This window comes from Pseudomonas sp. YL2 (assembly GCF_023063025.1).
In the GTDB taxonomy this organism is placed as follows: domain Bacteria; phylum Pseudomonadota; class Gammaproteobacteria; order Pseudomonadales; family Pseudomonadaceae; genus Aquipseudomonas; species Aquipseudomonas putida_A.
The window spans coordinates 643,807-661,425 of the sequence record NZ_JAJSLU010000001.1 but is presented as its reverse complement, the minus strand read 5'-3'; the positions used below and the strand labels follow the sequence as shown (position 1 = coordinate 661,425).

Sequence of the window (17,619 nt, the reverse complement as noted above, 5' to 3'; positions counted from 1 at the left end):
CGCCTGCGCTGTTTGAGCAGCAGGCGGCCTAATACTCCTACGGAGTGGTTTAAAAAAACTGAACCACTACAGCCTGCTCGCGATGGCGTCAGCACAGACACCAACCAACTCCCCCGCTGCCATCTGCGCTACCATGCTGGGCCGGACGCGGCAGCCTGCTGCGCGCAGGAGTCAGCATGGCCCACCCGTTTGAAACCCTCACACCCGATCTCGTACTCGATGCCGTCGAAAGCATCGGGTTTCTCAGTGATGCGCGCATTCTGGCGCTCAACAGCTACGAGAACCGCGTCTATCAGGTCGGCATCGAAGACTCCGAACCGCTGATCGCCAAGTTCTACCGTCCGCAACGCTGGACCAACGAAGCCATCCTCGAAGAACACCAGTTCACCTTCGAACTGGCCGACGTCGAAATCCCGGTGGTGGCGCCGCTGATCCACAACGGCCAGACCCTGCACGAACACGCCGGTTTCCGTTTCACCCTGTTTCCGCGTCGCGGCGGGCGTGCGCCGGAACCGGGCAATCTCGATCAGTTGTATCGTCTCGGCCAGTTGCTCGGGCGGATTCATGCGGTCGGCGCGACCAAGCCGTTCGAACACCGTGAAGCACTGGGCGTACAGAACTTCGGCCACGCCTCGCTGGCGACGTTGCTTGAAGGCAATTTCATCCCCAAGAGCCTGCTGCCGGCCTACGAGTCAGTGGCCCGCGACCTGCTCAAGCGGGTCGAAGACGTCTACGCCGCCACGCCGCACCAGAACATCCGCATGCATGGAGACTGTCACCCCGGCAACATGATGTGCCGCGATGAAATGTTCCACATTGTCGACCTCGACGACTGCCGCATGGGCCCGGCCGTGCAGGACATCTGGATGATGCTGGCGGGCGACCGTCAGGAATGCCTCGGGCAACTGTCGGAACTGATGGACGGCTACAACGAATTCCACGACTTCGATCCCCGTGAACTGGCGCTGATCGAACCGCTGCGCGCCCTGCGCCTGATGCACTACAGCGCCTGGCTGGCGCGGCGCTGGGACGACCCGGCGTTCCCGCACAGCTTTCCGTGGTTTGGTACGGAACGGTATTGGGGCGATCAGGTGCTGGCGCTGCGTGAACAGTTGTCGGCGCTTAACGAAGAACCCCTGAAACTGTTCTGACCCACCACCGCCTCTGTAGGAGTGAGCCTGCTCGCGATAGCGTTTTATCAGTCGACGTAAATGTTGAATGTCAGACCGCTATCGCGAGCAGGCTCACTCCTACAGGGTTCTGTGTTCACACTTTTCTGACCAATCAGCTCAGGCATTCGTCGACAAATCTCCTTACAATCCCTGCTTTGTCAGCTGCCTAAGCAAGGATTCTGCATGCAAGCCGCCAACCCGCGTCGCGGGTACATTCTGGGCCTGAGTGCCTACATCATCTGGGGCCTGTTCCCGATCTACTTCAAAGCCATCGCCGAAGTCCCCGCTGTCGAGATCATCATTCACCGCGTGTTGTGGTCGGCACTGTTCGGTGCGCTGTTGCTGATGGTGTGGAAGCATCCGGGCTGGTTGCGCGAGTTGCTCGACAACCCCAAGCGCCTGGCGATTCTGGCCCTGAGCGGCACCCTGATCGCGGCCAACTGGCTGACCTACGTGTGGTCGGTGAACAACGGGCGCATGCTCGAAGCGAGCCTCGGTTACTACATCAACCCGCTGGTGAACGTGCTGTTGGGGATGCTGATTCTCGGCGAACGCCTGCGGCGCATGCAGTGGGTTGCGGTGGGGCTGGCCGCCGTTGGCGTGGCACAGCAGGTGTGGCAGGTCGGCAGTCTGCCGTGGGTATCGCTGGTGCTGGCGCTGACCTTCGGTTTTTACGGTCTGATCCGCAAACAGGCGCCGGTCAAGGCCTTGCCGGGGCTGGTGGTGGAAACCTGGATGCTGGTGCCGATCGCCGTGGCCTGGCTGCTGTTCAACCAGACCGCGACCAGCGCGCAACCGGAGTTCTGGACCACCTCGCAAGCCTGGTGGCTGGTCGCGGCCGGCCCGGTGACGCTCATCCCGCTGGTGTGTTTCAACGCTGCCACCCGTCATCTGCCCTACACCACCATCGGTTTCCTCCAGTACACGGCGCCAACCCTGGTGCTGCTGCAGGCGGTCCTGCTGTTTGGTGAGCACTTGTCGTCGAGCACGCTGATCGCGTTCATCTTCATCTGGGCCGGTCTAGCCGTGTACAGCGTCGATGCGGTGATCAGTTTGCGTCGGCGCAGCTGATCAAAAAACGCACAAAGCTTCACAGGCCACGGTTCTCGTGGCCTGCAACGTTCCTTCCCAAGGTTATCCACAGCGTGATCCCCGCCGTTTGTGCGCAAGTCACTGAATGCTGGCGGTTTTTTGATCAGCATGCTGCAAGCCACGGCCGACGTGGCGTTGCGCCCGGTCTCTACAGGTTATCCACAGGCAGGTGCACGTTAAAACTGGATAACCCGGCGCCGGTTAAACGTCTGTGCGTAACACCAGTTCGACCATCAGATCATCGGCCAGGGTTTCCAGGCGCGATTGCAGCACATCCAGCGACAGGGTCAGCGGCACCGCCAGAATCGCTTCAGCGTGAAACAGCAGCTCGCTGCTCATCGGTGCCGGGCGCACTTCGGTCACCAGTCGTTCGAGGTTCACCCCCTGCTCGCTGAGCAACCGGGTAATGTCGCGCACGATGCCCGGGCGGTCATTGCCCACCAACTCCATGGCGATCGGTTTCCAGGTGCAGGACTGCTCGATGCCACTCTCGGCGATCAGCACGCGAATGCCTTGGGCCGACAGTGCTTGTAAGGAATCGACTAATTCGTCGTAAGCCTCCGCCGGTACGCCCACCCGCAGAATCCCGGCGAACTGCCCGGCCATCCGTGACATGCGGCTTTCCAGCCAGTTGCCGCCGTGTTCGGCGATGCATTGGGCGATGCGCTCGACCTGCCCGGGCTTGTCCGGGGCAAACACAGTGAGTACGAGATGATCCATGGCGCGCCCTCTTGTCATGCTTTTGTTATAGAAAGGCAAGTATAGGCAAGCACCGACATTCAGCCGCCATGCTCAAGTGAACAACACTTGTGGCGAGGGAGCTTGCTCCCGCTGGCGGCCGCAGGACGCCCTCTTCAGTCAGTAATATCTTTCGCGGATGCTTCGCACCCGAGCGGGAGCAAGCTCCCTCGCCACAAACGCGGGCTCATCGAAGCTGAATGGAAGCCACACAGTATTTATGTGTACAACTTTTTATATTTAGCTGGAACAATCCGATGGTTTTTTGAGAACATCCCGTTCCGCGACGTGACCGCAATGCGTCATGAGGTCGCAGAACGACGTTATTAGTCTGATTTTCACAAGCGCAACGCATCATGTAGTATGCCTCGGCGCGCACTACATAACGCTGGATCGATGTCTGCCCAAGGCACGTTCGCAACCCTGAAAGCCCCGTCAGCAAGGCCCCCAAGCCGTTGATTGGTCCCAGCCCAGCCGCCAGCAATGGCATGTACTGGTCGGAAGGTTTGTGGTTTAAATGGCCAGAGGCTTCATTGTCAAAATTGAAGAGCTGAAAAGCGAAATAGCTGAGCAGAGTGAGGCAAGCAATGACTGAACACGTTCAAGTCGGTGGCCTGCAGGTCGCCAAAGTCCTGTTCGACTTCGTGAACAACGAAGCCATTCCCGGTACCGGCCTCACCGCCGAAAAATTCTGGGAAGGTGCCGACAAGGTCATTCATGACCTGGCGCCGAAGAACAAAGCCCTACTCGCCAAACGCGATGACTTCCAGGCTCGTCTTGATGCCTGGCATCAGGAGCGTGCTGGTCAGGCGCACGACGCCGTGGCCTACAAAGCCTTCCTGCAAGAAATCGGTTATCTGCTGCCAGAAGCGGCTGATTTCCAGGCAACGACGCAAAACGTCGATGATGAAATCGCCCGCACCGCCGGCCCGCAACTCGTAGTGCCGGTGATGAACGCCCGCTTCGCCCTCAACGCCTCGAACGCCCGCTGGGGTTCGCTGTACGACGCCCTCTACGGCACCGACGCGATCAGCGAAGACGGTGGCGCGGAAAAAGGCAAAGGCTACAACAAGGTGCGTGGCGACAAAGTCATCGCCTTCGCCCGTGCGTTCCTCGACGAAGCGGCGCCATTGGCTGCCGGCTCCCACGTCGATTCCACCGGTTACAAGATCGCTGACGGCAAACTGCTGGTCTCCCTCAAGGGCGGCAGCAACACCGGCCTGCGTGACGATGCTCAACTGATCGGCTTCCAGGGTTCGGCAGAAGCGCCGATCGCGATCCTGCTGAAGAACCACGGCCTGCATTTCGAAATCCAGATCGACGCCAGCACCCCGGTCGGCCAGACCGATGCCGCCGGCGTCAAAGACATCCTGATGGAAGCGGCACTGACCACCATCATGGACTGCGAAGACTCCGTGGCTGCCGTCGATGCCGACGACAAAGTGGTGATCTACCGCAACTGGCTCGGCCTGATGAAGGGCGACCTGTCCGAAGAAGTCGCCAAGGGCGGCCAGACCTTCACCCGCACCATGAACCCGGATCGCACCTACACCAAGGTCGATGGCAGTGAACTGACCCTGCACGGTCGCTCGCTGCTGTTCGTGCGTAACGTCGGTCACCTGATGACCATCGACGCGATCCTCGACAAACACGGCAATGAAGTGCCGGAAGGCATACTCGACGGTTTGGTGACGTGCCTCGCGGCGATGCACAACCTCAACGGCAACACCTCGCGCAAGAACACTCGCACCGGCTCGGTCTACATCGTCAAACCGAAGATGCACGGCCCGGAAGAAGCGGCGTTCACCAACGAGTTGTTCGGTCGCATCGAAGATGTGCTGGGCCTCAAGCGCAACACCCTGAAAGTCGGGATCATGGACGAGGAGCGCCGCACCACGGTCAACCTCAAAGCCTGCATCAAGGCTGCCAGCGAGCGCGTGGTGTTCATCAACACCGGTTTCCTCGACCGTACCGGCGACGAAATCCACACCTCCATGGAAGCCGGCCCGATGGTGCGCAAGGCCGACATGAAGGCCGAAAAGTGGATCGGCGCCTACGAAAACTGGAACGTCGATATCGGTCTGAGCACCGGCCTGCAAGGTCGTGCGCAAATCGGTAAAGGCATGTGGGCGATGCCCGACCTGATGGCAGCGATGCTCGAACAGAAAATCGCGCACCCGCTGGCCGGCGCCAACACCGCCTGGGTACCGTCGCCGACCGCTGCTGCGCTGCACGCGCTGCACTACCACAAGGTAGACGTGTTCGCCCGTCAGGCCGAACTGGCCAAGCGTGCCCGTGCTTCGGTGGACGACATCCTGACCATTCCGCTGGCGGTCAACCCGAGCTGGACCCCGGAGCAGATCAAGAACGAACTGGACAACAACGCCCAGGGCATTCTCGGTTACGTGGTGCGCTGGATCGACCAGGGCGTGGGTTGCTCGAAGGTGCCGGACATCAATGACGTCGGCCTGATGGAAGACCGTGCAACGCTGCGCATCTCCAGCCAGCACATCGCCAACTGGCTGCGCCACGGTATCGTCACCGAAGCGCAAGTGATGGAAAGCCTCAAGCGCATGGCGCCAGTGGTCGACCGGCAAAACGCCAACGACCCCCTGTACCGTCCGCTGGCACCGAACTTCGACAGCAACATCGCCTTCCAGGCGGCGGTCGAACTGGTGATCGAAGGCACCAAACAGCCGAACGGCTACACCGAGCCGGTGTTGCACCGTCGTCGTCGCGAGTTCAAGAAGGCCAACGGCCTGTAAGTTTGCGCTGCTGTGAAAAAGCCCTGGTCGAGAGATCAGGGCTTTTTTGTTGGCCGATAAAAATCTCCGGACCACTGGAGATCCATTGTGGGAGCGGGCTTGCTCGCGAAGACGGACTCACATTCAACATTAATTTCGACAGAAAGGACGCATTCGCGAGCAAGCCCGCTCCCACAGGGGGGGCGGTGTCGCTTGAGAGTCAGGGCTCGATGCCCAATTCGTGTTTGACCAGGCCCAGCAACTTGGCCGTATCAATCGGCTTGAGCAGAAAATCCACCACGCTCAGGTGCATCGCGGCGATGGCGTCTTTCACATCGGCATCGCCCGAAACAATGATGATCGGCAACGCCGCCCGCTCCGACTCACGCACTTGCCGAATCAAATCCAGCCCACCGACATTGCCCATACGCAAATCAGTGATCACCAGCCCGATCGAAGGTTTTTCGTCGAGCATCTTCAGCGCGGTTTCACCGCTGGCCGCGGTCATGCAACGAATGCCGTCTAACGCGAGTATCTCCGACAACAGCTCCCGGGCGTCCTTGTCGTCATCGACGATCAGTACACGCTGCGGCGGCAAGTCGGGTTCGAGCATTACTGCGCTGAGCGCTTCACGCTCGGCGTCGCTCAAAATATCGTGGTCGGACATGGCATTCTCTACGTTTTCAATTCAATCACCTGGCACAGTCGTCAGACATCGCTAAGCAGAGCTTCAATGTGCACTTCGTCGGATTTTTTTCCAAGTGGCTGGCGGGGGAATTTCCGACTGTTTTTGTAGGGCACTTCCCAAATGTGCCCAACGGCAGCTCAAACCTAGACTTACGTCCAATGGGCACCCCGCGCGCAGGGGTCGACCATGGCTGCAACGATCCGACAACAACAATTCAAAAAAGACTGCGGTAATGGTTATGAGTAAAGCGGACGCCTTCACCCAGGCAGGGAAAACCGCGGTGTTGCAGAACATTCAGGGCACCCTGCAATTCCTCCAGCGCTTCCCGCCCTTCAATCAGATGGAACATGCCCACCTGGCTTTTCTGGTGGAACAATGTCAGCTGCGTTTTTACGGCCAGGGCGAAAGCATCATCAAGCCCGCCGACGGGCCGGTCGAATATTTCTACATCGTCAAACAGGGCCGAGTGGTCGGCGAACGCCAGCACATCACCCGGCCTGGCACCGAAACCACCTTCGAGATCACCACCGGCGAATGCTTCCCGCTGGCCGCGCTGATTGGCGAACGGGCGACCCGCACTGAGCATCTGGCCAGCGAAGACACCTTCTGCCTGCAACTGAACAAACCGGCGTTCATCAAGCTGTTCGCCCTGTCCAACAGCTTCCGTGATTTCGCTTTGCGCGGGGTCAGCAGCCTGCTCGATCAGGTCAACCAGCAAGTCCAGCAGAAAGCCGTGGAAACCCTCGGCACCCAGTATTCGCTGAACACCCGCCTCGGCGAATTGGCGATGCGCCATCCGGTGACTTGCAGCCCCGACACGCCGTTGCGCGAAGCGGTGAAGCTGATGCACGAGCAACAGGTCGGCAGCATCGTCGCGGTGGATGAACACAAGGCGCCGCTGGGGATTTTCACCCTGCGTGATTTGCGCGAAGTGGTCGCCAATGGCAGCGGTGATTTCAGCGAAACCATCGAGCGCCACATGACCTGTTCGCCGTTTTTTCTGTCGCCGGATCACAGCGCTTTCGACGCGGCGATTGCCATGACCGAACGGCACATCGCCCACGTTTGTCTGGTCAAGGATCAGCGTCTGTGTGGCGTGGTCTCCGAGCGTGATCTGTTCTCGCTGCAACGGGTCGACCTGGTGCACCTGGCCCGGACCATCCGCAGTGCCCAGCGCCTCGAACAACTGGTGAGCCTGCGCGGCGAGATCGGCCAACTGGTCGAACGCATGCTTGCCCACGGTGCGTCTTCGACGCAGATCACCCACATCATCACCCTGCTCAACGACCACACCGTGTGCCGGGTGATCGAACTGACCCTCGCCGAAAAAGGCGACCCCGGCGTACCGTTCAGTTGGCTGTGTTTCGGCAGCGAGGGCCGGCGCGAACAGACGCTGCACACCGATCAGGACAACGGCATTCTGTTCGAAGCGCGGGACGCGGCGCACGCGGCGGAGATTCGCGGCAAGCTGCTGCCACTGGCCCAGCAGATCAACCAGAGCCTGGCGCAGTGCGGCTTCAGCCTGTGCAAGGGCAACATCATGGCCGGCAACCCTGAGCTGTGCCTGTCCCGAGCAGAATGGGCGCGGCGCTTTGCAGCATTTATCCGCGAGGCGACGCCGGAGAACCTGCTCGGTTCGAGTATCTATTTCGACCTGCGGGTGGTCTGGGGCGACGAAAAAGGCTGCGCGCAACTACGCCGAGGGATTCTCGATCAGGTCGGCGACAACCGTTTGTTCCAGCGCATGCTGGCCGAGAACGCGCTGCGCAATCGTCCGCCCGTGGGGCGTTTCCGCGAATTTGTGCTGGCACGCAAGAACGGCGAGAAAGCCACCCTTGATCTCAAAGTCCAGGGCCTGACGCCCTTCGTCGACGGCGCACGCCTGTTGGCGCTGGCGCATGGCATCGAAACCAACAACACTCTGGAGCGCTTGCGTCAGCTGGTCGAAAAAGAAGTCATCGAACGGCTCGATGGCGCGGCATATGAAGAGGCTTACCACTTCATCCAGCAGACGCGCATGCAGCAACACCAGATCCAGACCCGTGAGAATCTGCCCTGGTCGAACCGGGTCGATCCCGACAGCCTCAATCATCTGGACCGACGCATCCTGCGTGAATCCCTGCGCCAGGCCCAGCGCCTGCAAAGCAGCCTGGCCTTGCGGTATCAGCTATGAGCCTGTTTTCGTGGCTGCGGCCGGCCAGCCCACTGCTGTCGGCAGACCTGCAACAACGTCTGGCAAAACTGCCGGCGATCAGCGAACTGAAAGAATGCAGCCTGCGTGAACAGCGCTGGGTGGTGCTCGATCTGGAAACCACCGGGCTGAACCTGAACAAGGATCGCGTGCTGTCGATCGGCGCGGTGGTGATCGAAGACGGCGCAATCGACTTCAGTCAGCAGTTCGAGCGCACTCTGCAATGTCGGGAGCTGAAGCTCAGCCCCAGCGTATTGATTCATGGCCTGGGGCCGAATGCGATTGCCGCCGGCAGCGACCCGGCCGAGGCGTTGCTGGAGTTCATGGAGTTCATCGGCGACAGCCCGGTGCTGGCGTTTCATGCGCCCTTCGATCAACACATGCTCGGACGCGCATTGAAGGAACACTTGGGTTACAGGCTGCAGAATGTGTTTCTGGATGTCGCGGACATGGCGCCATTGTTGTGCCCACAGGCGAATATTCGCGAGGCCGGCCTGGATGAATGGATCGACTGGTTCAAGCTTGAGGTGTTCGAGCGGCACAACGCGAGTGCCGATGCGCTGGCCACGGCGGAACTGGCGTTGATCCTGTTCAGCCGGGCGCGGCAGCAGCAGATTCATAGTCCGCTGAATCTGCAGCAGCGCTTGAGTCAATGGAAACGCCGACAGCAGGCGCCGTCCTTCTAGATTTTCGGTGCCTGTACTGGCCTCTTCGCGAGCAAGCCCGCTCCCACAATGGAATGCATTCCCCCTGTGGGAGCGGGCTTGCTCGCGAAGAACGATGATGCGGTCTTGCTCATACCACCCGACCAGTGGCCAATTGCTAACCATTCCCACCTCTGCGAGAATCGCGAACAATTCTCGTTGGTTAACATTTCCCAATCGGTGCGTCTGGTGTCGTCAGTCCCAAGCCCTCACAGTGAACTCGTCGGTGCGTTGTATCGCGACCATCGCGGTTGGCTGCTGAGCTGGTTGCGGCGCAATGTGGCTTGCCCGCAACGGGCCGAAGACCTGAGCCAGGACACCTTCGTCCGTCTGCTCGGTCGCGAGCAACTGCTGACGCCGCGCGAACCCCGGGCGTTTCTGGTGGCGATCGCCAAGGGCCTGTTGTTCGATTACTTCCGCCGCGCCGCGCTGGAGCAGGCCTATCTCGCCGAATTGATGCTGATCCCCGAAGGCGAACAGCCTTCGGTGGAAGAACAGCAACTGATCCTCGAAGACCTCAAGGCCATCGACCGCCTGCTCGGCAAACTGTCGACCAAGGCCCGCGCCGCTTTCTTGTATAACCGCCTCGACGGCCTCGGCCACGCCGAAATCGCCGAGAAGCTTGGCGTCTCGGTGCCCCGCGTGCGGCAGTACCTCGCGCAAGGCATTCGCCAGTGCTATATCGCCCTGTACGGTGAGCCGACATGAACCCGGCCAGTTCCAAACCGGTCTCGGCTCAGGTGCTGGACGCGGCTATTGCCTGGCAGTTGTCGCTGGATTCCGGCAGTGCGCTGGAGCGCGAGGAGTTCGCCAAGTGGCACGCGGCCCATGAAGAACATGCCCGCGCCTGGCGCCAGCTGGGCATGCTCGATCAGCGCTTCAGCGTCGCCAACGGCCCGGCCCGCGCGGCCTTGCTGCAATCGCGCGAAGGCATTCGACGCCGTGTGCGCAAGCTCGGCAGCGGATTGGCCAGCGTGGTGGCGGTGATCGGTCTGGCGCTGTTTGCCGGTGATCGCTATCTGCCGCTGGATTACTGGCTCGCCGATCAACGCACCGCTACCGGTGAGCAGCGCACGGTGCGGCTGGCCGATGGCACCGTGCTCAATCTCAACACCCACAGCGCGGTGGATGTGCGCTTCGATGCCAGGCAGCGGCTGATCGTGTTGCAGGCAGGCGAGATCATGGTCGAGACCGGTCACGGCGATGCGCGGCCGTTCATCGTCGAGACCCGCGAAGGCAGCATGCGCGCGTTGGGCACAAGGTTTCTGGTCAAGCGTGAAGACCAAGGTACGCGCCTGAGCGTCCTGCAATCGGCGGTGGCGGCGCATCCGCAAAGCCATCCTGAAGAGTGGATCCTGCGTGAAGGCCAGCAAGTGCTGATCCGCAGCGACGGCCTCGACGCGGTCGCCGCGCTCACGCCCGGCGCCGATGCCTGGACCCGCGGCATGCTGGTGGTGGATAACGCGCGGCTCGCAGACCTGGTGCATGAACTGGCGCGTTATCGCCGCGGATATCTGGGCGTCGCGCCGGAAGTCGCTGACCTGCGCATCACCGGCAGTTTCCCACTGCACGACACCGACAAGGCCTTGAGTGCGCTGCTGCCGACCCTGCCGGTACAGATCGAGCAGCACACGCCGTTTTGGGTCACGGTGGCGAAGGCTGAGACCAAGCCTTAAGAGCGACCGCCCCCTGTGGCGAGGGAGCTTGCTCCCGCTCGGCTGCGCAGCAGTCGTCCACCAGTCAATGAGATTTATCTGGAAGCTGGAAGACAGCAGGGACCGCTTCGCGCTCCAGCGGGAGCAAGCTCCCTCGCCACAGGGCATCGGTCACTTTTCAGTTAATCGAAATTATTTTCATCCAGCCCTATCACTTTTCAATTCTCGTCCGGCACACAGGCAATTGAGAAATATTTCCATTCAGGAGCCTTCGCATGTCCCGTTCGCTAGACACCTTGTTGCGCCCCAGTCTGTTGGCCATCGCCATTGCCCTCAGCGCGCCGCTGCTCAGCAGCCCGTTGCTCGCCGCTGAACAGGCCTCCAGCGTGCGTGCCTACAACCTGCCAGCGGCGCCGCTGTCGACCACGCTGAACCAGATCGCCAGCCAGGGCGGCCTCGCGTTGTCGCTGAATCCGTCGCTGGCCGCCGGCAAGACCTCTGCGCCGGTCAGCGGTCAGTACGACGCCGCCGGTGCTCTGCGCGCGGCGCTGCAAGGCACCGGTCTGCAACTGGAACAAAGCAGCACCGGCACCTACACCCTGGTTGCCGTGCCGGAAGGGACATTGGCGCTGCCGGAAACCGCAGTGATCGGCGTGGAAAATCTGGAAACGGCCTGGGGCCCGGTCGAAGGCTACACCGCCACCCGCACCGCCGCCGGCACCAAGACCGACACCGCGCTGGTCGAAGCACCGCGCTCGATCTCGGTCGCCACCCGTCAGCAAATGGACGACCGCAGTGTGCACAGCCTCGATGACGCCGTACGCTACATGCCGGGCATCACCGCCAGCAGCTACGGCAGCGACACCCGTATCGACTGGCTACGGGTGCGCGGTTTCGAGCCGACTCAGTTCCTCGACGGCCTGCCGCTGCCCAAGGGTGTATACGCCAACCCAAAACCTGAAACCTGGAACCTCGACCGCCTCGCGCTGCTGCGCGGCCCGGCCTCTTCCGTCTACGGCCAGACGCCGCCGGGCGGTCTGCTGGACATGGTCAGCCGGCGCCCGAGCGCGGAAGCCAGCAGCGAAATCCAGTTGCAGTACGGCAGCGACAACCATCGTCAGATCAACTTCGCCAGCACCGGCAAGATCGACGACGCCGGGCAGTTTCTCTACGGCATCAGCGGTGTAGTGCGCGACAGCGACACGCAGATCGATCACATCGAGAACAAGCGCTACAACATCGCGCCGAGCCTGACCTGGAACATCGATGACGACACCAAATTCACCCTGCTGACCCAGTTCACCCGCGACGATACCGGTGTCACCAGCCAGTTCTACCCGATTCAGGGCACCAGGATCGACATGCCGTTCGGCAAGATTTCCCATCACAAGAACCTCGGTGATCCGGACTACGACTTCTACGACCGCACCTACTACGCGCTCGGTTATGCCTTCGAGCATCGCCTCAACGACGTCTGGCAGTTCAAGCAGAACCTGCGCTACACCAAGTCGGACCTGTCGTTCCAGACCGTGACCGTCAACAGCTACAACCCATCGTTCGCCGGCTTCACCGTGGATGATCAGGGCAATGTCGGTCGCGGCACCACCAACGTCGATGAAGACATCAGCCAGTTCGCCGTGGACAACAACTTCCAGGCCGACTTCGCCACCGGCGACATCCGCCATACGCTGTTGCTCGGTCTGGATCACCAGCGCAGCAACACCAACTACACGTCGATCTTCGGCACCGCGCCGGACATCAACGTCAACAACCCGGTCTACGGTCAGCCGATCACCCGTCCAGCACGTTCTTCGGCGTTCTATGACTATGACCAGAAGACCTACCAGACCGGCCTGTACGTACAGGACCAGATGGCCCTCGACCAGTGGCGCCTGACCCTCGGCGGGCGTGAAGACTGGGTGCACACCGGCACGCAATTCATCAACAAGGGCGACGCCACCAACACCCAGCGCGACAAGGCGTTCAGTGGCAACGCGGCGCTCAGCTACGTGTTCGACTCGGGCTTCGTGCCGTACCTGTCGTACGCCGAATCCTTCCAGCCAACCAGCGGCGCCGATGCCACCTCCACCGGTTCGCTCAAGCCGACCGAAGGCAAGCAATGGGAACTGGGCATCAAGTACCAGCCGCCGGGCAGCAAGACTCTGCTGAGCGCTGCGGTGTATGACCTGACCCAGAAGAACGTCGCGGTCAACAGCATCGTCAACAACGTGACCATCACCAGCCAGACCGGTGAAGTGAAGGTCAAAGGCCTGGAGCTGGAAGCGGTTTCCGACGTCACCGATAACCTGAAAGTCATCGCCGCCTACACCCTGGCCAAGTCCGAAGTGCAGAAAGGCGTGGACAAGGGCAATCGCCTGCAACTGATGCCTAACCAGCAAGCTTCGCTGTGGACCGACTACACCTGGCACAGCGGCGTACTCGACGGTTTCGGCATCGGCGGTGGCGTGCGTTACACCGGCAACACTTACGGCGACAAGGCCAACACCTGGCTGGGCAAGGCGGACGCCTACACCGTGTTCGACGCCTCGGTGCATTACGACCTCGGTCGCCTGGACAACAGCCTCAAAGGTGCGTCGCTGGCAATTAACGCCACCAACCTGTTCGACAAGGACTACATCTCCACCTGCGACGGCTACTACTGCTACTACGGTGACCAGCGCAGCGTCATCGCCAGCGCCACTTACAAGTGGTAATCGCGTGAGCTGAACCAGGTTCTGTCACCAGGCCGTCCCCCGTGGACGGCTTCGGTGTTTTTGAAGGTCATGAAATGAAAAGTAAAACAATTCGCCGCTGGTCGTTCATCCACACCTGGACCAGCCTGATCTGCACCGTGTTTCTGCTGCTGTTGGCATTGACCGGTCTGCCGCTGATCTTTCATCACGAAATCGAGCACCTGCTCGGCGATGCCCCGCAAGTGCGCGAAATGCCCGCCGACACGCCGCGCCTGAACCTGGCGCAACTGGTCGAGGCCGCAGAAAAACATCGCCCAGGTGAAGTGGTGCAGTACTTCGGTTTCGAAGACGACGAACCGAACGCCGTGCTGACGATCATGGCGAAAACCGCCGGCACCGAACCGAACTCGTCGCACACCTTCATGCTCGATGCGCGCACCGGTGAAGCGTTGGAAACCCCGTCGGCCAATGGCGGGCTGATGCTGTTCATCTTGCGCCTGCACGTCGACATGTTTGCCGGACTGCCGGGCAAGTTGCTGCTGGCGTTCATGGGTCTGCTGTTCGTGGTCGCGATCATCTCGGGTACGGTGCTCTACCTGCCGTTCATGCGCCGCTTGCAGTTCGGCACCGTGCGTCAGGACAAGTCCACCCGCCTGCGCTGGCTCGACCTGCACAACCTGATCGGCGTCGTCACCCTGACCTGGGCCTTGGTGGTCGGCGTCACCGGAGTGATCAGCGCCTGCGCCGACCTGCTCATCGCCGCGTGGCGCAATGACACGCTGACCGCCATGGTCGCACCCTATCGCGATGCCCCGCCGCTGACCCGCCTGGCCCCGGCCACCCGCCTGCTCGACATCGCCCGCGACGTGGCGCCGGGGATGAACCCGGACTTCATCGCCTTCCCCGGCACGCGGTTTTCCAGTGAGCATCACTACGCAGTGTTCATGAAGGGCGGCACGCATCTGACCTCGCACCTGCTGACGCCGGTGCTGATCGACGCCAGTACCCTGCAGGTCACCGCTGTGGCCGAGCGCCCGTGGTACATGGACGCCATGGGAATGTCGCAGCCGCTGCACTTCGGCGACTACGGCGGCATGCCGATGAAGATCCTCTGGGCAACCCTCGACGTGCTGACCATCATCGTCCTCGGCAGCGGCGTGTATCTGTGGGTGGTGCGGCGTAAAGCGGTGAAATCACTGCCAGCGGAGGCTGTTGCATGAAGCCGCGTCAGACCAATTTCTGGAAGGTCTTCAGCACCCCGCTGGTGATTGCGCTGCTGAGTGCGGCGGGGTTGTTTTCGGCGTTGTTGGGGGACGGGATCTGGGATGCGTTGAGCTGGATCGGGCTGGGTGTTCCGGCGTATCTGGCCATTAGAGGTTTGTTGCTGCGCGAGTGATTTTTGTGCTGACTGATAGGGCCTCTTCGCGAGCAAGCCCGCTCCCACAGGGGATTTGTGAACGAAACAGATCCAGTGTGGGAGCGGGCTTGCTCGCGAAGGCGGCCTGATGAACACCAGCAAATCCCTCGCCAGCCGCTCTGTATCTGACTAGGCTAATCTCCTGCTCTTCGATGACCACCGAGGTTTGCCAATGTCCGTCCCCAGCATGACCCTGTTCCACAACACGCTTTCCCCGTTCGTGCGCAAAGTGATGGTGCTGTTGCACGAGACCGGTCAGCAGGATCGCGTCGCCCTGCAAGACTGCGTCCTCACGCCGGTCAGCCCGGACACCGCACTCAACGCCGACAACCCGCTGGGCAAGATCCCGGCGCTGCGTCTGGCCGACGGCAGCGTGATTCATGACAGCCGCGTGATCCTCGAATACCTCGACCAGCAACACGTCGGCAATCCGCTGATCCCCCGCGAAGGAGCGGCCCGTTGGCGGCGCCTGACCCTGGCCTCGCTGGCCGACGGGATCATGGACGCCTCGGTGATGGTGCGTTACGAACTGGTGCTGCGCGCCCCGGAAAAGCACTGGGACGAATGGCTCGACGCCCAGCGCGAGAAAATCCGCCGCGCCCTGGCCTATCTGGAAAGTGACGCCATCGCCGAGCTGACCAGCCACTTCGACGTGGCCGCCATCAGCGTGGCATGCGCATTGGGTTACATCGATCTGCGCCATCCGGATCTGGACTGGCGCAGCGCCAATCCGCAACTGGCCAACTGGTATTTCGAGGTGAGCCAGCGACCATCCATGGTTGCCACCATGCCCAAGCCTTAAGGCTGCGGTGCCTGATCCGGCCTCTTCGCGAGCAAGCCCGCTCCCACATTGGAATGCGTACTCCTGTGGGAGCGGGCTTGCTCGCGAAGGCACCAACTCGCATCCACAGGCAGAAACCCGACAATCCGCGTCACCAACTCTTCCTTCCAGCGCTGATCCTCACGCAGCCCGCTCATTGCATCGCCCCCACATCAAATTCCAGCGGCTTGGCCGGCTTCTGCCCGATCCCGTACCAGTCGAGTTTGCGCGTCAGCACCATGAACACCCCGAGCAGGCCGAACAACAGCAGCGAACCCATCAGCAACGCGTAATCCTCGGCGCTCAGCAGGCCATACAGCAGGCCATACAACGCCGCCAATCCCGCAGAAAAACTCAGGCCGTGGCGCACGCTGTGCAGCACGTGGCAAACATAGAACCCGATCAACAGCACACAGCCACTGGCCGACAGCAGATACGCCAGGGCAAAGCCGATGTGCTCCGACAACGACAGCAGCAACAGGTAGAAGAACGCCAGCGCCAGCGCCACCCCCACCAACGCATATTGCACCGGGTGTACTGCCAGACTCTTGAGCACTTCAAACAGGAAGAAACCGGCGAACGTCAGGACGATGAACAACAGCGCATATTTGATCGCCCGATCACTCTTCAGGTACTGATCCACCGGATCGATGAGACTCACACCAAAACTGCGCCCGTTGAACGCCTCGCAGTCATTGCCCATCACGCACCGGCTCATGGCTTCTTGCAGGTTGGTGGAGAAAAATGTGGTCTGCCAATCGGCGCTGAAACCCTGATCGCTGATCTCGCGTTTGCCCGGCAGGAAGTTGCCAACAAAACTGGGGTGCGGCCAGTTGGCGGCAAGGCTGACGTGACTGCTTTTGCCCACCGGCAACACCTGCAGCGAACCGGTGCCTTGCAGGCGCAGGTCGAAACCGAAAGTCAGTTCCGTGGCGTTGCGGGTATCCAGCGCCGGCAGCGTGACCCGCACGCCTTCGCCGAGCCAGCCCACCTGGGTGCCGGGCACGAAGTCCAGGCGATGGCCGTCGAGTTCCAGTTTCAGCGCGTTTTCAATGCCGCGAATATCGCTGATGCCCACCGCCAGAAACGGCGCATCGAACTGGTAATCGGCAAAGTCTTCCTTGATCCCCAATTGCGCCGGCAACGAGAAATGCCCATTGATGCGATTGTCGGCATGGAACAGTCGCGCTTCGTAGATACCGCGATTGCGCAGCTCGGTCTGCACTTGGCCGTCGAGCTCGAAGCGCTCCGGCAAAAAATACAGACGACCGCGTTCTTCACTTGGCTCGTCGTAGCGCTGGTTGGTTTTGTCGTTGAGCTTCCAGTTGTGAATCACTTTGCGATACGGCACTACCATCACCGGCCCGCTCAGTTGCTGGCTGTAGCTGGAACTGCGCGCGATGTCTTCAAGCACACCATCGCGCAGTTGCTGACGGTCATCGATGATGCCGTCGATCATCAGCAGCGGGATCAGCAACAGCAGGATCAACAGGGCAATCGCCCCGAGTTTTATGGTCAGATTCTTGTTCATGGGACTCTCCCTGTTTGGATGGGCAGAGTCTGGTTGGGCTGTGTGGGGGGAATAAGGAGGGAATATGGAGATTGTGTGGAGACTGTTATGGCCCCATCGCGAGCAGGCTCACTCCTACAATTGATCGCGTTCCCCTGTAGGAGTGAGCCTGCTCGCGAAGGCAGCGACTCGGTT

General features: G+C 61.0%; 14 protein-coding genes. 11 read left to right on the top strand and 3 right to left on the bottom strand.

Annotation, left to right across the window (positions count from 1 at the left end; genetic code table 11):
* Positions 1-176: 176 nt before the first annotated feature.
* Positions 177-1,151 (top strand): serine/threonine protein kinase, encoded by a 975-nt coding sequence (locus tag LVD08_RS03010; protein WP_027610685.1) that lies wholly within the window; start codon positions 177-179, stop codon positions 1,149-1,151.
* A gap of 204 nt (positions 1,152-1,355) precedes the next feature.
* Positions 1,356-2,243 carry an EamA family transporter RarD gene (gene rarD / locus LVD08_RS03005; RefSeq protein ID WP_247267353.1) on the top strand — a complete coding sequence of 296 codons (888 nt, stop codon included), beginning with the start codon at positions 1,356-1,358 and terminating at the stop codon, positions 2,241-2,243.
* Positions 2,244-2,465: 222 nt separating this feature from the next.
* Here the strand turns inward: rarD and LVD08_RS03000 are convergent, their stop codons facing one another.
* Positions 2,466-2,984, bottom strand: a complete 519-nt coding sequence (locus tag LVD08_RS03000; protein WP_247267352.1) for a glycine cleavage system protein R — start codon at positions 2,982-2,984, stop codon at positions 2,466-2,468.
* A gap of 605 nt (positions 2,985-3,589) precedes the next feature.
* Between LVD08_RS03000 and LVD08_RS02995 the strand changes: the two genes are divergently transcribed.
* Entirely contained in the window at positions 3,590-5,767 is a 2,178-nt protein-coding gene (locus LVD08_RS02995) for a malate synthase G (RefSeq protein WP_247267351.1), read from the top strand.
* A 199-nt stretch (positions 5,768-5,966) separates the two neighbouring features.
* On the opposite strand, the gene LVD08_RS02990 is transcribed toward LVD08_RS02995, so the two are convergent.
* Positions 5,967-6,413 (bottom strand): response regulator, encoded by a 447-nt coding sequence (locus LVD08_RS02990; RefSeq protein WP_047596467.1) that lies wholly within the window; start codon positions 6,411-6,413, stop codon positions 5,967-5,969.
* 259 nt (positions 6,414-6,672) lie between these two features.
* Between LVD08_RS02990 and LVD08_RS02985 the strand changes: the two genes are divergently transcribed.
* The 8 genes from LVD08_RS02985 (at position 6,673) to LVD08_RS02950 (ending at position 15,896) form a co-directional block, all read left to right on the top strand.
* On the top strand, positions 6,673-8,607 hold the full coding sequence (locus LVD08_RS02985; RefSeq protein ID WP_342453807.1) for a putative nucleotidyltransferase substrate binding domain-containing protein: 1,935 nt from the start codon (positions 6,673-6,675) through the stop codon (positions 8,605-8,607).
* Positions 8,604-9,311, top strand: a complete 708-nt coding sequence (locus LVD08_RS02980; protein WP_115988751.1) for a 3'-5' exonuclease — start codon at positions 8,604-8,606, stop codon at positions 9,309-9,311. The genes LVD08_RS02985 and LVD08_RS02980 overlap by 4 nt, the downstream gene beginning before the upstream one ends.
* A gap of 207 nt (positions 9,312-9,518) precedes the next feature.
* Positions 9,519-10,037 (top strand): RNA polymerase sigma factor, encoded by a 519-nt coding sequence (locus tag LVD08_RS02975; protein WP_247267349.1) that lies wholly within the window; start codon positions 9,519-9,521, stop codon positions 10,035-10,037.
* Positions 10,034-11,005, top strand: a complete 972-nt coding sequence (locus LVD08_RS02970; RefSeq protein WP_247267348.1) for a FecR domain-containing protein — start codon at positions 10,034-10,036, stop codon at positions 11,003-11,005. The genes LVD08_RS02975 and LVD08_RS02970 overlap by 4 nt, the downstream gene beginning before the upstream one ends.
* A gap of 254 nt (positions 11,006-11,259) precedes the next feature.
* Complete coding sequence (locus LVD08_RS02965) at positions 11,260-13,698, top strand: TonB-dependent siderophore receptor (RefSeq protein WP_247267347.1); 2,439 nt, start codon at positions 11,260-11,262, stop codon at positions 13,696-13,698.
* Positions 13,699-13,772: 74 nt separating this feature from the next.
* Positions 13,773-14,897 carry a PepSY-associated TM helix domain-containing protein gene (locus LVD08_RS02960; protein WP_247267346.1) on the top strand — a complete coding sequence of 375 codons (1,125 nt, stop codon included), beginning with the start codon at positions 13,773-13,775 and terminating at the stop codon, positions 14,895-14,897.
* A complete protein-coding gene (locus LVD08_RS02955) occupies positions 14,894-15,073 on the top strand; it encodes a hypothetical protein (RefSeq protein ID WP_247267345.1) in 180 nt (59 codons plus the stop codon). Before LVD08_RS02960 ends, LVD08_RS02955 begins: the two co-directional genes overlap by 4 nt.
* Positions 15,074-15,266: 193 nt before the next feature.
* Positions 15,267-15,896: a glutathione S-transferase gene (locus LVD08_RS02950; protein WP_247267344.1), complete on the top strand. Its 630-nt coding sequence runs from the start codon at positions 15,267-15,269 to the stop codon at positions 15,894-15,896.
* A gap of 172 nt (positions 15,897-16,068) precedes the next feature.
* Here LVD08_RS02950 and creD read toward each other — a convergent pair whose 3' ends face one another.
* Positions 16,069-17,445: a cell envelope integrity protein CreD gene (creD, locus tag LVD08_RS02945; RefSeq protein WP_247267343.1), complete on the bottom strand. Its 1,377-nt coding sequence runs from the start codon at positions 17,443-17,445 to the stop codon at positions 16,069-16,071.
* Between the last annotated feature and the right edge of the window lie 174 nt (positions 17,446-17,619).

Excerpts from the sequence above, each read along its gene's own strand:
- LVD08_RS02990 (WP_047596467.1), bottom strand. The coding sequence starts at position 6,413 with ATGTCCGACCACGATATTTTGAGCGACGCCGAGCGTGAAGCGCTCAGC.
- LVD08_RS02960 (WP_247267346.1), top strand. The coding sequence starts at position 13,773 with ATGAAAAGTAAAACAATTCGCCGCTGGTCGTTCATCCACACCTGGACC.
- LVD08_RS02955 (WP_247267345.1), top strand. The coding sequence starts at position 14,894 with ATGAAGCCGCGTCAGACCAATTTCTGGAAGGTCTTCAGCACCCCGCTG.
- LVD08_RS02980 (WP_115988751.1), top strand. The coding sequence starts at position 8,604 with ATGAGCCTGTTTTCGTGGCTGCGGCCGGCCAGCCCACTGCTGTCGGCA.
- LVD08_RS03000 (WP_247267352.1), bottom strand. The coding sequence starts at position 2,984 with ATGGATCATCTCGTACTCACTGTGTTTGCCCCGGACAAGCCCGGGCAG.
- LVD08_RS02995 (WP_247267351.1), top strand. The coding sequence starts at position 3,590 with ATGACTGAACACGTTCAAGTCGGTGGCCTGCAGGTCGCCAAAGTCCTG.
- LVD08_RS02950 (WP_247267344.1), top strand. The coding sequence starts at position 15,267 with ATGTCCGTCCCCAGCATGACCCTGTTCCACAACACGCTTTCCCCGTTC.
- LVD08_RS02970 (WP_247267348.1), top strand. The coding sequence starts at position 10,034 with ATGAACCCGGCCAGTTCCAAACCGGTCTCGGCTCAGGTGCTGGACGCG.
- creD (WP_247267343.1), bottom strand. The coding sequence starts at position 17,445 with ATGAACAAGAATCTGACCATAAAACTCGGGGCGATTGCCCTGTTGATC.
- LVD08_RS03010 (WP_027610685.1), top strand. The coding sequence starts at position 177 with ATGGCCCACCCGTTTGAAACCCTCACACCCGATCTCGTACTCGATGCC.
- rarD (WP_247267353.1), top strand. The coding sequence starts at position 1,356 with ATGCAAGCCGCCAACCCGCGTCGCGGGTACATTCTGGGCCTGAGTGCC.
- LVD08_RS02985 (WP_342453807.1), top strand. The coding sequence starts at position 6,673 with ATGAGTAAAGCGGACGCCTTCACCCAGGCAGGGAAAACCGCGGTGTTG.
- LVD08_RS02965 (WP_247267347.1), top strand. The coding sequence starts at position 11,260 with ATGTCCCGTTCGCTAGACACCTTGTTGCGCCCCAGTCTGTTGGCCATC.